Below are 14,315 nucleotides of genomic sequence, written 5' to 3'. Positions count from 1 at the left end.
CGCCCGGACTGGCCGGGCGTTTTCTCGGCCTTACGGCTCTCTCATGCCTTCTGTCAGGGTCGGCGTTATCCGACTGAAGAAGTATTGCAGGACTGTCCGTTTTCCGACGTCAATATCCGCTGTCGTCGGGACACCTGGTGCTGGATGGAAGAAACTCGGCTGCCCATGCAACGTGTAACGGTCGATCCGAAGACGGACGCGATAAAAGACGCCTTCACTGGCAGAACCGGCAGCCCCACTGGCGTCACCACCCCCACCGCCGGCGGCATCAGATTTATCGAAGGAATCTGCACTGATAACCCGCACCGTTGCTTCAGCACCGCCATACTGTGTGAAAGGAAATGCTGCGAACTTTACGAGGGCATGATCACCGACCTTCACAAAGGCTGCATCAGCAGCCCGCATGACGGATTCCATTTCGACCCCATAACCCGTCGGCACGAGGGTCATGAACTGATTAGCCGACTGAAGCACAGACCCAACGGACGCCTTTGCAATCGTAAGCACAACTCCATCTTCCGGAGCCTTGAGCAAGATCAGATCCTGCCGCAGACGCGCCTTCTCGTAAGAACTACTGTATTCATCGAGATGATGCTGGGTCTCGGTCAGGTTTGTGTAGACCTGCGCTTTCCAGTTTTCGATAAAACTTTCGCGCTCCGCTTTCATGGCGGCAAGCTTGTTCTCAGCGGAATTGGCACTCTGCTGTGCAGAGATTTCAGCCCGCTCCGCTTCCATCATGTCATTCTGTGCGGCCAGCGTGGAGAGACGTGATCCAACCTGATCTGCCTGCTCATGCTGGCGCATCTTCAGGACTTCATCAGCCACCCGCATCTTGCTCGCATACATGGCCGCATTCGCGCGATACCCCTGCATGTCACTCTGCAAGCCGGCAATCTGCTGATCATAGTTCTGAATACGAGCGCGATATTCGCTACGACGACGCAGGAAAGCTGCCCCCTGCTGAACCGATGCAGGATTTGATGTGTCAGGATGATAATCCTGATCATCTGCCTCTGCCTTCAGACGATCACGCTCAGCCTGATAGGAATCACGCTGCAGAGCCATATTGGTGATGTCGGCTTTCGTGATGGTCGGATCCAGATGCGCAAGCACCTGACCCTTTTTCACATAATCACCGACCTGAACATCAATAGACCGAACGATGGAAGTTTCCAGCGGCTGAACGACGATTGTCGGTTCCGTAGAGACCAGCCGACCGGTGGTGCTCACAATCCGATTGAGCGGGAAAAATGCCATTCCTGCCAGACATGCCAGGAAAAGACCGCCAATCAACCAGATCGTATAGCGCGCAGAGGCTGTTGCCGGCAGATTAACCAGACCGGCAGTCGGAGAATGAAACTCCAACAGCGCAATGGGTATGCCTTGCGGAGCGAATGGATCTGTCGCTGTCCGCGGGACATGGCTGGTGAAGCTCTCACTTCCATTGTCTTCAGGAGACTGATCGTTGTTATTCGGAATAATGTCGGAGGAGCTCATGTCTTATTCTCCTTCGGCCAGTTGGTCTGCATCACTGGCAGCGGCAGACGCATTCATATGACGATTCTGCTGCATCCAGAGGGTGCGATAGATTTCACAGCGTTCCAGAAGAACATGATGCGGTGCAATATCCATCAGCTTGCCCCTGTCCATCACAGCGATCTGATGACAGTTGACCAGAGACGACAGACGGTGAGAGACGATCACCATTGTCCGGCCTTTACCAATGCGCTCCAGGTTAGCATTCACCAATGCTTCAGATTCTGGATCAAGTGCAGAGGTTGCTTCATCCAGAATCATCAGTTTCGGATCACTGATAACAGCACGGGCAATTGCTAGTCTCTGGCGCTGACCACCGGAAATATTGGTCGAGCCCTCTTCGATCCAGGTATCATACCCGGCTGGCATTCTTTCGATAAACTCTTCAGCACCAGCCAGACGTGCAGCCCGGACGACATCATCAATCGTCAGTCCAGGACGGCCCGCTGTGATATTTTCGCGGATCGTTCCGCGGAAGAGGAAATTGTCCTGTAGAACCACACCGAAAGAACGACGCAGATGAGTCAGGTTGATTTCACGAAGATCAACACCGTCCAAGCGTAAATACCCGGTGTAATTACGGCTCACACCTTGCAAGAGACGGGTAACTGTCGATTTACCAGAGCCAGAACGTCCGACCAATCCGAGCATCGTTCCCGCAGGAATTTCGAACGACACGTCGTCCAAGGCTTTGGTAGTCGAGCCAGGATAGGAAAAATTAACACCCATGAAAGACAGAGCGCCCTTGATGCGAGGCCGCATGCCCGTTGTCAGGGCTTTGGTCTCTGTCGGCTGGTTCAGAACTGCACCAGCTTCCCCGAGAGACACGGTCACTTCATTGATGGATTCCATCAACTTTGCCAGCCCCACCAGTGGAGCCGCGACACGTCCACCCAACATCATGAAGCCGGCCAGAGCACCGGCCTGCATGTGACTTGCATTGGTGAGCACAAGATAGGCACCCACAAGGATCACGCCACGGTTGATAAACGCATCAAACGGCATAACGAGAGTCTGAGGCCAGTTTGACATCCGTCCGGCTGCAAGCTTCCAGCGCACGACTTCAGCAGTTTTCTGGTCCCATTCCTCACGGCGAGTTGCCTCAAGAGCCAGTGTTTTGACAGTCCGGATGCCAGCAATGGTTTCATACAGCGTCGATCCGCGGCTCATTTCCGCACGGATCTGCCGTCCCATGACGCGGGTAACAGCCGGGAGGAACATAACCACAATCAGGCCGATACATCCGGCAGCAGCCAGCGTCATCCAGGCCAGGGTAGAACTGAGCAGAAAGAGAACTGGCAGGATCACGAGGAGTGTGAAGAGGTCCAGCATAGTGGACATCAACTGACCAGTCAGGAAGTCACGGACTTTGAAAATCGCGACAAAACGCCCGAGGATTTCACCGGTCTGTTCCCGCTCATAAAATTCCAGCGGGAGAGCAAGCAACCGATTGAATGCATGCAGCGAAATCCTTGCATCCAGCCTCGACGACAGAACCAGTGACAGTTCACGCCGAGCGTATGTCAGAAGTACTTCATAGAAAGTCAGGATCAGCACAAACGACGACAACGATACCAGCGTCGCCATGGAATGATAATTTACGACCCGATCCAGAACCTGCATGACGATCAGGGCTGGGAAGATCTGTAGAATACTGAGCACCATGGAGGCAAAAGCGATATCCCGGAGGATCTTCTTCTCGCGCATTGCCATTTTGGCAAACCAGAGAAGATCAAACCGCGCATCAGACTCAGATTCATCACGACGACGCTTCACAAGAAGCACGTCACCCGTCCAAACCTGCGACAGACGGAGTTCATCTACCGGGATCGGCGTGTCGCCATCCCCGCCCATCGGATCACGGAGCCAGACAACGCCCTTTTCAGGGTTCGTCGCGACCATGAGGCCGGCCGAGCCATCCTTGAACATCAGAACCACAGGAGGAGTGTTCTGAAGCCGAACCAGGTAGCGCCATTTCAAGCGCATTCCCTTGGCAACAGCTCCCTGCTCATTCAACCAGCGCGCAAGAGATGCAGGGGAAGGAGAATCCTCTCCTGGCTCCGCAGCAAAATCTCGGATATCGAGCTCAAGCCCATGAAACCGGGCTGCAGCCAAAGCGGCATATAGTCGGATGACTGCCGGGCTTACATCCCTTCCGGGGCCAGACACGCGCTGGGTTTGATCCACGAAACGTCCTCTATGCTGTGGTCCCGCACAGGCGGCATCAAAGGCAGAAATGCCCGTTCATACTTCATGAATAGAGAATACTATCTTTTCCGTCACCTCCCCCTTCTCTTCGCGAGGAAAAAATCTTTACAAAATACAGTCAGCCCACGACCGAATCTGCTCGGGTTTCCACAAAGATAAAGCCAATAACTGGACGTGGAGTTGTTATAACCAGACTTCTCCGCGTCCGTTGGGCGCATATTGCAAAGAAATAAGTGTCCAGAAAATTTCTTGATTTCTTTTATTTCTCGGGCGGGGAACCTATTTCTCAAAGCTCTGTCCCACGGGCACACAAGGACCTTGCATGCAGATCTCCCGGCACTATGCCTCTCTGCCCGAGCGCTTTTCCAGCGCATTGGCCCCCCGCCCTTTCCGCAATCCACAACTGATTGCTCTGAACGAACCGCTTGCAGCACGTCTGGGATTGGACAGTCCCTGGCTTCGTCAAAAAGAAGGCCTTGCTTTTCTCAGCCAGGGACAGCGCCCCGATGAAGCGCCACCCGTTGCGATGGCCTATGCCGGGCATCAATTCGGACATTTCGTTCCGTCCCTTGGAGACGGCCGCGCAATGCTGGTCGGAGAACTGACGGACAGACAAGGCAAAGTCTGGGATCTGCACCTCAAGGGATCAGGCCCTACGCCATTTTCCCGCCGGGGAGACGGTCATGCGGCCCTAGGCCCTGTGTTACGGGAGTACCTGGTCAGCGAGGCCATGGCCGCACTCGGCATTCCCACAACACGGGCGCTTGCAGCCCTCACGACGGGTGAGAGTGTCGTTCGAGAGACGCTTATGCCGGGGGGCGTAATTGCACGGGTCGCCTCTACGCACGTCAGGGTCGGGACATTCCAGTTTTTCGCTGCACGCCAGGATCGGGAGGGCCTGACGCTCCTCGTAGATCATGTCATTGAACGGCTCTATCCTGAATTAGCAGACAGCCCCAACCGGGCCTTGGAGCTTTTAAATGCTGTGGTTGACCGCCAGGCTCGGCTGGTTGCCCAATGGATGCTGGTCGGATTTATTCATGGCGTCATGAACACCGACAACATGTCCATTGCGGGAGAAACGATCGACTTTGGCCCCTGCGCTTTCCTTGATAGCTACGACCCCGGAAAAGTCTTCAGCTTCATTGATCAGAATGGCCGGTATGCCTACGGACAACAGCCGGATATGGCGCTCTGGAATTTGGGTCGTCTGGCAGAAGCACTTTTGCCATGCATTGATGCCGATACTGATCACGCAGTCAGCCTTGCGACAGACACGCTGAGCCGTTTCGATAGCATTTTCGGGGAGACTTATCTTTCCGGATGGCGTCGAAAGCTCGGCCTGTTTTCGGAAGGTCGGACGGATACGACCCTTATCTCCCGTCTTTTAACCATGATGCATCGTGACGAGGCGGACTTTACGCTCACGTTCCGACACCTGAATACCGTGGCCCGCACAGACGACGCCACAGGTTTTCTGTCTCAGTTCAAAGACAGGGAAGCTGCCACTTCGTGGCTACAAAGCTGGAAAGAAAGACTGGATACGGAAGATCAAACGGCTGACGCGCGTTTTGCGCTCATGCAGGCGAGCAATCCTCGCATTATTCCCCGTAATCACCGGATTGAAGCAGCCATCAAAGCTGCACTAACTGGGGATTATACCCTCTTCCACCAGCTCGCCGCAGCCCTCGCTTGCCCGTTCGAGGACGCCAATGACGGGCTCGATCTGCCACCAGCTTCGAACGAGCATGTCCGCAATACGTTCTGTGGGACCTGAAAATCTTCAGGCTGGCTGGAATGTCAGGCGACTGTTGTTGAACAGGCGTCTGACCTGACAGTACAGAGCCAGAAGATCCGGCATGCAGGTGTTGTGGAGTGCGCGTACACTTTCATGCGTTGCGTAGAACCGGAGAGTATCCATCCCACGATTCATGATGGCCGTGCCCAGAAACACGCCGTTCACATGAATAACCTTGGAATTCAGCATCAGTCTTGACCTCAGTTGCCCTTCCGCCCCAGGAAGAACCTATCTTTCCACGCCACTGACACCAGCCAGGGCGCTGCAATAACGGGGTTCATGCCAGATCGTTTCCCGTTAGAGCGTGACCTTTTTATGATAACCTGTGACAGCATCATGACCGGGGGGATGGACTTGCCTCCAGCCATGCGGGAAAACGCTGGCATGTCCTGCAAATCATCATCCACCGGGGCGAACCGGTCCGCTGTCGACCTTCCCCACCTCTGGCTGCCCTACACCCAGATGCAGACGGCTCCTTTTCCTGTGGAAGCCATCCGCACGTCCGGAAGCCGGATTACGCTGTCAGACGGGCGCGAACTCGTGGACGGAGTCGCTGCCTGGTGGACCGCCTGCCATGGCTATAGCCACCCTCACATTCAGCAGGCACTCGTTCGGCAGGCCAGCGACATGCCTCATGTGATGTTCGGAGGAATGGTTCACGAACCGGCCCGGCGTCTAGCAGCACGTCTGGCTGAACTTCTGCCCGGCGACCTTGAACGCACGTTTTTTACAGATTCTGGCTCAGTGGCGATGGAAGTCGCCGTCAAGATGGCAGTTCAGTATCACATCAACCGTGGCACGCATGGCCGGACAAAGATGCTGTCGTTCCGGGGCGGCTATCACGGGGACACACTGGGCATGATGTCCATCTGCGACCCGGAAGAGGGCATGCACAGCCTTTTCGCGGGCGTTCTTCCCCGCCAGATCCTTGCGGATCTTCCAGTTGATGATGACAGCATGGCCAGACTTGAAGCCCTGCTGGACGCTGAAGGGCATACAGTAGCCGCTATCGTCACGGAGCCGCTGGTTCAGGGAGCAGGCGGAATGCTGTTCCATAGTCCGGACGTTCAACAGCGCCTTCGCAGCATTTGTGACCGATACGGCATTCTGCTCATTCTGGATGAAATTTTTACCGGTTTTGGCCGAACCGGAACGATGTTCGCCTGCGAGCAGGCCGAGATCGTCCCCGATATCATCGCCCTTTCCAAGGCTCTGACCGGCGGCACGATGGCTCTGGCTGCAACCGTGGCGAGACAAGGCGTTTTCGAAGCGTTTCTCTCCACAGAAGTTGGCAAGGCGCTCATGCACGGGCCAACATTCATGGCCAACCCGCTGGCCTGCGCCGTGGCGAATGCGTCACTGGATCTGTTCGAACAGGAGCCAAGACTGGAACAGGTTGCTCGCATCTCAGTTCAGCTCCAACGGGAGTTGGAACCATGCCGCGGACTTCCCGGCGTGAAAGATGTTCGCGTGCTAGGTGCAATCGGCGTGGTGGAACTGGAAAACATTGCGGACCCTGACGTCCTCCGCCGCGCGTTCGTGAACCAAGGGACATGGATCCGCCCATTCCGGAACATTGTGTATCTGACGCCAGCGTTCACGATTAGCGACGAAGATCTTTCTCTTCTGACAGCCAGCATTGTCACTGTTCTCCGGAACAACGCATGAGCCTGTTTGACGCCCACTTCACATCCGCCCTTCACGACCGCGAAACTGTGGGAACACGGCGAACATTGCGTCCGGTCACTCGGGACGGACAGACCGTCCTGCGAGACAGCCGTCGCATGATTGATGTGTCTTCAAATGATTATCTGGGCCTTGCCGACCACCCACTACTCAAAGAACGTGCCTCTGACTGGGCTTTGCGCTTTGGAACGGGGGCAAGGGCGTCCCGCCTTGTGAGTGGAACGCTGGAAATCCACCAGGCTGTCGAGCAGAAGATGGCGCGCTTCAAAGGATATGAGGCCACGCTGCTTTTTGCATCCGGCTGGCAAGCCAATGCCTCGGTGGTCCCTGCCCTGTGCGCCCTCTCGACTGCTCGGACCGGTCATCCGATGCTGGTTTTTTCCGACCGGCTGAACCATGCCAGCCTCCATCACGGCTGCGCAGCAGCGGGCGTACGACAGCATCGTTTTCGCCACAATGATCTTGCGCATCTGGAGACACTGCTCAAACGGGAAGCCACCAAGCCTGGCTTGCGGATGATCGTAACAGAGAGCGTGTTTTCCATGGATGGGGACCGCGCAGACATTCCTGCCCTACGCGCGCTGGCCGATCGCTACGATGCGTTCCTGTATGTCGATGAGGCACATGCCACGGGCGTTCTTGGAAACCACGGGCATGGGCTTTCCGGCGGTTTGGCTGATCTGACAATGGGCACATGCAGCAAAGCCCTTGGGGGAATGGGAGCTTATATCGCGGGCTCCAGGCCTCTCTGTAACTATCTGCTCAATCACGCTTCGGGCTTTATTTATAGTACGGCCCTTCCGCCCGCTGTCCTGGGAGCCATTGATGCCGCGCTGGACATTATTCCGACGATGGACCGTGAACGGCAGACACTGTTGGGTCAGGCAGCACACCTTCGAACGATTTTGAACGCGGCCGGTCTTTCGACAGCAGAATCGTCAACACAGATTGTGCCGGTCCTGATCGGTGAATCCCAGCGAGCGCTTGATGTTGCCAGAGCATTGGAAAACGAAGGTTTCCTCACCGTAGCCATTCGCCCACCAACCGTGCCTCAGGGAACGGCACGCTTGCGTCTGGCCCTTCGCGCTGGACTGACAGATTCACAGATTACCCAGTTAGGCGAGGCCGTTGTCCGGCTGGCATGTGAGCACACGCCATGACCGTCTCCCTTTATCTCGTTCATGGCTGGGGATTTGACGCGTCTTTCTGGGACCCAATGCTTCAGCACCTTCCCAGCCTCAAAGCGTCCGTCGTGGATAAGGGATATTTCGGATGCCATTACGCAGCCCCTAAACCGGAGCAACCTTATCTGGCGATCGGCCATTCCGCAGGAACACTGGACCTGTTGGGACAGGATCTTCCCGGATGCCTGGGGGTCATCATGTTCAATGGGTTTGGACGGTTTTCTGAGAGCAACGATTTTCCGGAAGGCGTGCCCCTTCGCGTTCTGGAAAGAATGAAGCGCCAGCTGCAACGCTCCCCTAAAACGGTCCTGAACGATTTCCGCCAGAGATGCGGAACGGACAAACCTATTCCGTCAGATCCCGTGACGGCCGTTCTGAATCAGGGTCTGGAACATCTGATTCAGAACGATGAACGCAATGCAGCGACCCGCTGGGGGAACCAGCTTCACTGGATGACAGGACTGTCAGATCCGTTCCCTCCTGCCCAGGCAGGTTTCAGTGTTCCGGGTAAAAGGGTTGAAGGCGGCCATCTTCTGCCTCTCGAACAGCCTGAACTCTGTGCTGATTTTGTGCTGCGTCAGGTCGAACAGCATGGATGAGCGCAAACGCCAAATCGTCACCCGGTTTGATGAGGCGGAGGACTATGACGCTGCGGCAGATATCCAGCGCCGTTGCGCCGCTTTTCTGGCCGAGCGAATTGTCGCTGAGGTGACCGAGACTCAGCCGGCCCGTATTCTCGAATTCGGGTGTGGCACGGGTTTCCTCACAGAGCATCTCTCCAGAGGCTTCCCCAACAGCGCTATTCTCGCCACCGATCTCGCCCCGACTATGCTCGCACGCACCAGATCGCGCCTTCACGGGCAGAAGAACATCGCCTTCAAGGTCATGGATGGAGAGCGCCCGGATGCGACGGGACCATTTGACCTGATCGCATCGAGCCTGTGCTTCCAATGGTTTGAAAACCGCAGCAAGGGGCTCGAACGTCTTTGCCGCTTATTGGCGCCGGGTGGCACTCTGATGATTGCAACGCTGCTTGAAGGGAGCCTGAAAGAGTGGCGCTCAGCTTGCCAGAAGACAGACGCCCCGTGCGGCGTTCCATCCTATCCCGGCGCCCCCATGCTTCAGCAGGAATGGCCCTCTGGAGGGCACGGCCAATGGCATACCGCAAACATGCAAGATCCGGTCCCAAACGCCAGAACATTCCTCCGCAGATTGCAACAGATCGGCGCGTCTCTCCCTGGCAAAGGAAGCACTCCTGCGGGAGTACACGCACTCAGGCGCGCCATGTCCTGTTTTGATAAAGAGCACACCAGCGTCACCTACGCCTTGGGGATCGGAATTTTCAGGAAGGATATGCCATGAACAGCTTTCACGGTGTGTTCGTCACGGGTACGGACACCGAAATCGGTAAGACGCTTGTCAGTGCAATCCTGACGAAAGCCTGGACCGCGACGTACTGGAAACCGCTTCAAACCGGCCTTTCGGACGAAGCAGGCGATACCTCTACCGTCAAAACTCTAGCCGCCCTTCCGCCTGATCGGATTATTCCTCCGGCATATGCGCTTCAGGCCCCTCTCGCACCCTACGCAGCGGCGGCGCTGGAAAACGTTACAATCAATCCCGGACGTCTTGTTCTCCCCGCCGTTAAAGCGCCCCTTGTCGTTGAGGGTGCGGGCGGCCTGATGGTGCCTGTCCGAAGCAACATGATGATGATTGATCTCATGCAGCGACTGGATCTTCCCGTCGTTCTTGTTGCGCGCAGCGGGTTAGGAACCATCAACCATACGCTCCTGAGTCTCGAAGCGCTTCGTCGCAGAGGCATTCCCGTTCTGGGGGTCGTCCTCAGCGGGCCTGAAAATCCAGGAAATGCACGCGACATTGCTCATTTCGGGAACGTTCGGATCCTTTTCAGCGTTCCACGTTTAGAAAGCATAAATGAAACCGTCGTTTCTGAAATTTCTGGCCGTGTACCGCCGCTTTGTGTCTTGCAGCAACAGAATTCACAATGATGTGTTCTTTTTGGGATGTGCCATGAAAAGAACACATCCGACCCTTGTGAAATAGCTGCGTAATCATAGAACGTCTCTTCGCAACGAAGTGCATCCGGCGTATCGCTTGATCAAAGACCGCCCTCTGATTTCAGGGGGAGGCACACAACTGGGACTGTTGGGAAAAGTATGAGTATCCTGCGTCGTGATTTGGTAAAGCTTGGGGCAGGCCTGTCCCTGATGGGAACGTCTGGCCGCTTCGCTTATGCCCAGTCCGCGCCGCCTGCCGCCAAGCAGGCTCCAAAGACTGTTCCGTTTGACAATGGAACTGTCCGCGCCATCGCGCAGAAACTGGCCAGATCTCCTTACGCTCCACCTCCGCAAAGTCTGCCCTCTGCCATTTCCAATCTGGATTTTGATCAGTTCCGAGGCATTACTTTCAATCCGGACCGGGCACTCTGGCATGGGCAAAGCCTGGCATTTGAGGTCGAATTTTTCCCGCGTGGCTTTCTCTACAAGCCCAAAATCGCGATGAATGAAGTTATCGGTGGTCAATCGACCCCAATTGCCTATGACCCTGACCTGTTCAGCTATGCCAACCCGATGTTGCGCGTGACAGACGACCTGGGATTTGCCGGTCTTCGTCTACGCTATGCCATCAACACACCAGGTCAAATGGAAGAATGCGCCGTGTTTCTTGGCGCATCCTATTTCCGTGCTGTTGCCAAAGGGCAGAACTACGGACTGTCTGCCCGGGGCTTCGCCAACGGCACGGGGAATTCAAAAGGCGAGGAATTCGCTCTGTTCCGTGAGTTCTGGCTGGAAAAGCCGGAACCTGGCGTTCAATCCGTTGTCATTCATGCCCTTCTGGACAGCCCGTCCGTCACGGGAGCTTTCAGCTTTACCATCCGACCTGGCGACACGACTGTTTTTGACGTGCAATCCTCGCTCTTTCCGCGGCAGGATATTACCGAAGCCGGCATCGCCGCTCTTACGGGCATGTTCTATTTCGATGCCAACGAACATAACCACGTCGATGACTGGCGCCCGGCCGCCCATGACAGCGAAGCTCTTCAGGTGTGGACCGGATCTGGGCAGCAGCTCTATCGCCCTCTGGTCAACCCGACCGACCTTCAGTTTTCGGCCTTCCAGGATAGCAGCCCGCACGGCTTCGGCCTGATGCAGCGCAAGCGCTCCTTCCATGACTACGAGGACCTTGCCCTCAACTACGAGAAGCGCCCATCCCTGTGGATCGAGCCTATTGGCAATTGGGGTGATGGAGCGGTGGATCTCGTCGAAATTCCGACGCCCAATGAGGTCAACGACAACATCGTGACGTTCTGGCGGCCGAAAGACGCTCTGAAGGCCGGTCAGGAATACAGTTTCACCTACCGGATGTACTGGGGCTGGGATACGCCGTGGCCCACACCGCTGGCACGTGTCGCTGGGACTCGGATTGGTGCCGTCACAGACCATACTGATGCACGCATGTTCGTGATCGACTTTACAGGCGCACCGTTCCAGAACATTCCGCAGGATGCGCATTTCCACCTGATTTCACAGGCATCGCCCGGAACAATCCGGAATGTGGTTGTTGAACCCAATCCGAACATCAAGGGCTGGAGAACAACCTTTGAATTCGTTCCTGGAGATGCCAAAGCCTCTGAACTCCAGGCTCAGCTTGCCAACGATCAGGGTCCGATCTCAGAAAAATGGATGTACCGTTGGACGCCGTAACCAATATGTCTCCGTCCGAAGCCCCCTTCCTGCCCCACGAGGCTCCGCTCAGGATGGAGCCTCAAAACCTCCATCAGCAGCCTGACCGGCATGGTCGCCCTTTCCGGGTTCTGGACACGACGCCGAAGACACTTTGGCTACGGCGGCTTTTCGTGTTTGGCTCAGCGCTCGCGCTGACCGGGTTTGGCATCTACAGGATCAATCAGGTCTTCAACTCTCTGGGCGTCTCTACGCTTGGTGTGATTGTGCTGATCCTCTTCGCCATTCTCGGCTTCTGGATCGCGCTTTCCTTCACCTCAAGTCTTGGTGGGTTCGTCTCCCTGATCACACGCGGAGGCCTTGGGCTCGGCATTCATCGGGACGGTGCTCTTCCAATGCTGAAAGCACGGACTGCCGTGCTGATGCCGACTTATAATGAAGATCCGGAACGCGTTCTGGGCGGCCTGAAGGCCATCTATGACAGCATTCTTGCCACCGGCCAGATTGATGCGTTCGACTTCTTCATTCTGTCTGATACGACCAATCCGGACGTATGGTTACAGGAAGAGCGTGCCTTCCTTGCCCTCCGTCGGGCGACTGGTGATGATCGGCGCATTTTCTATCGCCGCCGCCATCAGAATACAGATCGCAAGGCAGGCAATCTGGGCGACTGGGTGATACGCTTTGGTAACTCGTACCAGCAGATGCTCACCCTTGATGCTGATAGCGTGATGGACGGCAGCCTGATCGTGCGTGTCGTTTCCGCCATGGAAAACCATGAGGGCGTCGGGCTGATCCAGACCCTTCCGGTTATTGTGGGCGGCCGGACATTATTTGCCCGCATGCAGCAGTTTGCAGGCCGCGTATATGGCCCACTCATTGCCCATGGCATTGCCTGGTGGCATGGCTCGGAAGGGAATTACTGGGGCCATAACGCCGTTATCCGGACACGGGCTTTTGCCGAACAGGCGGGCCTGCCGCATCTGAAAGGTAGACCGCCCTTCGGCGGCCATATTCTCAGCCATGACTTCGTCGAAGCAGCGCTCATGCGACGTGGTGGCTGGGCCATTCACATGGTGCCTGGCCTGTTCGGGTCTTATGAGGAAAGCCCACCGTCCCTGACGGATGTGGCCATTCGTGACCGCCGCTGGTGTCAGGGCAACCTCCAACACGCCAAGATCCTTGGAACCAAAGGCCTGCACTGGGTCAGCCGTACACACATGCTGACGGGCATTGGTTCCTACATCATGTCTCCGCTTTGGCTGTTGTTCCTGCTGTTCGGAATCCTGATTTCCCTTCAGTCGCATTTCTATCATCCGGAATATTTCGGCACGAAGCCGACGCTTTATCCGCACTGGCCGCGCGTCGATCCTGTACAGGCAAAGTTCGTTTTCATCGGCACGATGGGCATCCTTCTGGCGCCAAAATTCCTGGCGTTCATTGCCATGATGTTTGATCGCTCTGCCTTACGCGGTTCCGGCGGTGCTATCCGGCTTTTCCTTTCCATCATTCTGGAAACCCTGATTGGTGGCCTGATTGCGCCGATTGCCATGCTGATCCAGACGTCTGGGGTTATCTCCATTCTATTGGGCCGGGATTCTGGCTGGAATGCCCAGAACCGTGAAGACGGGCGGGTTTCACTCCGTGAAGTTGCACGTGGATACTGGGTTTATACAGTGTTCGGCCTTCTGCTGGCCGCAGCCGCCTGGTCCGTTTCACACGCACTCTTTCTGTGGATGACACCAGTGTTGCTTGGGCTTGTGCTGGCTATTCCACTTGCGGCCGTGACAGCCAGCCGCGATGTTGGACTAGGACTCCGTCGGGCTGGATTTCTGCTGATCGAAGAAGAAACGGCCCCCCCGCCTATTCTTCGTCTTGCAGAAGAGAACGAACGTCAGCGCACAGAGGCTCTGCACGCCCCTCATCAGCCGCCCAGCGAGGCATTCGCCCTTCTGCGGACGGATCGGACACTTCTAGACGCCCACCTTGGCGCACTTCCGCCAACCCGCAAGGCTGGCAGTGCGATTGATGCCAACCTGCTGGTTGGACTGGTCAAGCTGAAAGAGGCGCCCTCCATCAAGGCCGCCCTTTCCAAACTGACCCGACAGGAAAAGGCCTCAGTCCTCGGGGCGGCCGAAGGCGTCGCACTCGTCGAGAACCTTCCGGACTAACCCTCTCTGTGGCTGGCAAAGTATGCCA

The 14,315-nt window shown here is 56.2% G+C and carries 11 protein-coding genes; 8 read left to right on the top strand and 3 right to left on the bottom strand.

Features of this window, described 5'->3' with window-relative positions; genetic code table 11:
• Positions 1-30: 30 nt before the first annotated feature.
• Together KP702_RS06050 and KP702_RS06045 are read right to left on the bottom strand one after the other, a co-directional pair.
• Positions 31-1,497, bottom strand: a complete 1,467-nt coding sequence (locus KP702_RS06050) for an HlyD family type I secretion periplasmic adaptor subunit (RefSeq protein WP_202207130.1) — start codon at positions 1,495-1,497, stop codon at positions 31-33.
• Between the two features lie 3 nt (positions 1,498-1,500).
• Positions 1,501-3,723 (bottom strand): peptidase domain-containing ABC transporter, encoded by a 2,223-nt coding sequence (locus KP702_RS06045; RefSeq protein ID WP_371822700.1) that lies wholly within the window; start codon positions 3,721-3,723, stop codon positions 1,501-1,503.
• Positions 3,724-4,066: 343 nt separating this feature from the next.
• Here KP702_RS06045 and KP702_RS06040 point away from each other — a divergent pair, with 343 nt between their 5' ends.
• A complete protein-coding gene (locus KP702_RS06040) occupies positions 4,067-5,521 on the top strand; it encodes a YdiU family protein (protein WP_202207129.1) in 1,455 nt (484 codons plus the stop codon).
• 6 nt (positions 5,522-5,527) lie between these two features.
• Here KP702_RS06040 and KP702_RS06035 read toward each other — a convergent pair whose 3' ends face one another.
• Positions 5,528-5,731 (bottom strand): hypothetical protein, encoded by a 204-nt coding sequence (locus KP702_RS06035; RefSeq protein WP_046900711.1) that lies wholly within the window; start codon positions 5,729-5,731, stop codon positions 5,528-5,530.
• Between the two features lie 126 nt (positions 5,732-5,857).
• Here KP702_RS06035 and KP702_RS06030 point away from each other — a divergent pair, with 126 nt between their 5' ends.
• The 7 genes from KP702_RS06030 (at position 5,858) to mdoH (ending at position 14,287) form a co-directional block, all read left to right on the top strand.
• The gene (locus KP702_RS06030; protein ID WP_202207272.1) at positions 5,858-7,210 is read left to right on the top strand and encodes an adenosylmethionine--8-amino-7-oxononanoate transaminase; all 1,353 of its coding nucleotides are present in this window, start codon (positions 5,858-5,860) and stop codon (positions 7,208-7,210) included.
• Entirely contained in the window at positions 7,207-8,388 is a 1,182-nt protein-coding gene (locus tag KP702_RS06025; protein WP_202207128.1) for an 8-amino-7-oxononanoate synthase, read from the top strand. Before KP702_RS06030 ends, KP702_RS06025 begins: the two co-directional genes overlap by 4 nt.
• Positions 8,385-9,011, top strand: a complete 627-nt coding sequence (locus KP702_RS06020; RefSeq protein WP_202207127.1) for a biotin synthase — start codon at positions 8,385-8,387, stop codon at positions 9,009-9,011. The genes KP702_RS06025 and KP702_RS06020 overlap by 4 nt, the downstream gene beginning before the upstream one ends.
• Positions 9,004-9,774 carry a methyltransferase domain-containing protein gene (locus KP702_RS16140; RefSeq protein ID WP_237389907.1) on the top strand — a complete coding sequence of 257 codons (771 nt, stop codon included), beginning with the start codon at positions 9,004-9,006 and terminating at the stop codon, positions 9,772-9,774. Before KP702_RS06020 ends, KP702_RS16140 begins: the two co-directional genes overlap by 8 nt.
• The gene (gene bioD / locus KP702_RS16135) at positions 9,771-10,421 is read left to right on the top strand and encodes a dethiobiotin synthase (RefSeq protein WP_237389906.1); all 651 of its coding nucleotides are present in this window, start codon (positions 9,771-9,773) and stop codon (positions 10,419-10,421) included. The genes KP702_RS16140 and bioD overlap by 4 nt, the downstream gene beginning before the upstream one ends.
• 168 nt (positions 10,422-10,589) lie before the next feature.
• A complete protein-coding gene (locus tag KP702_RS06010; protein WP_202207126.1) occupies positions 10,590-12,137 on the top strand; it encodes a glucan biosynthesis protein in 1,548 nt (515 codons plus the stop codon).
• On the top strand, positions 12,113-14,287 hold the full coding sequence (gene mdoH, locus KP702_RS06005) for a glucans biosynthesis glucosyltransferase MdoH (RefSeq protein WP_202207125.1): 2,175 nt from the start codon (positions 12,113-12,115) through the stop codon (positions 14,285-14,287). Before KP702_RS06010 ends, mdoH begins: the two co-directional genes overlap by 25 nt.
• Positions 14,288-14,315 lie beyond the last annotated feature (28 nt).

The organism is Gluconobacter sp. P5B12 (assembly GCF_018812035.1).
Classification (GTDB): domain Bacteria; phylum Pseudomonadota; class Alphaproteobacteria; order Acetobacterales; family Acetobacteraceae; genus Gluconobacter.
The sequence above is the reverse complement of the archived record's forward strand: the minus strand, read 5'-3'. Positions and strand labels throughout refer to the sequence as shown.

Coding starts and splice junctions, on each gene's coding strand:
- KP702_RS06050 (WP_202207130.1), bottom strand. CDS start 1,497: ATGAGCTCCTCCGACATTATTCCGAATAACAACGATCAGTCTCCTGAA.
- KP702_RS06040 (WP_202207129.1), top strand. CDS start 4,067: ATGCAGATCTCCCGGCACTATGCCTCTCTGCCCGAGCGCTTTTCCAGC.
- KP702_RS06035 (WP_046900711.1), bottom strand. CDS start 5,731: ATGCTGAATTCCAAGGTTATTCATGTGAACGGCGTGTTTCTGGGCACG.
- KP702_RS06030 (WP_202207272.1), top strand. CDS start 5,858: ATGATAACCTGTGACAGCATCATGACCGGGGGGATGGACTTGCCTCCA.
- KP702_RS06025 (WP_202207128.1), top strand. CDS start 7,207: ATGAGCCTGTTTGACGCCCACTTCACATCCGCCCTTCACGACCGCGAA.
- KP702_RS06020 (WP_202207127.1), top strand. CDS start 8,385: ATGACCGTCTCCCTTTATCTCGTTCATGGCTGGGGATTTGACGCGTCT.
- KP702_RS16140 (WP_237389907.1), top strand. CDS start 9,004: ATGGATGAGCGCAAACGCCAAATCGTCACCCGGTTTGATGAGGCGGAG.
- bioD (WP_237389906.1), top strand. CDS start 9,771: ATGAACAGCTTTCACGGTGTGTTCGTCACGGGTACGGACACCGAAATC.
- KP702_RS06010 (WP_202207126.1), top strand. CDS start 10,590: ATGAGTATCCTGCGTCGTGATTTGGTAAAGCTTGGGGCAGGCCTGTCC.
- mdoH (WP_202207125.1), top strand. CDS start 12,113: ATGGATGTACCGTTGGACGCCGTAACCAATATGTCTCCGTCCGAAGCC.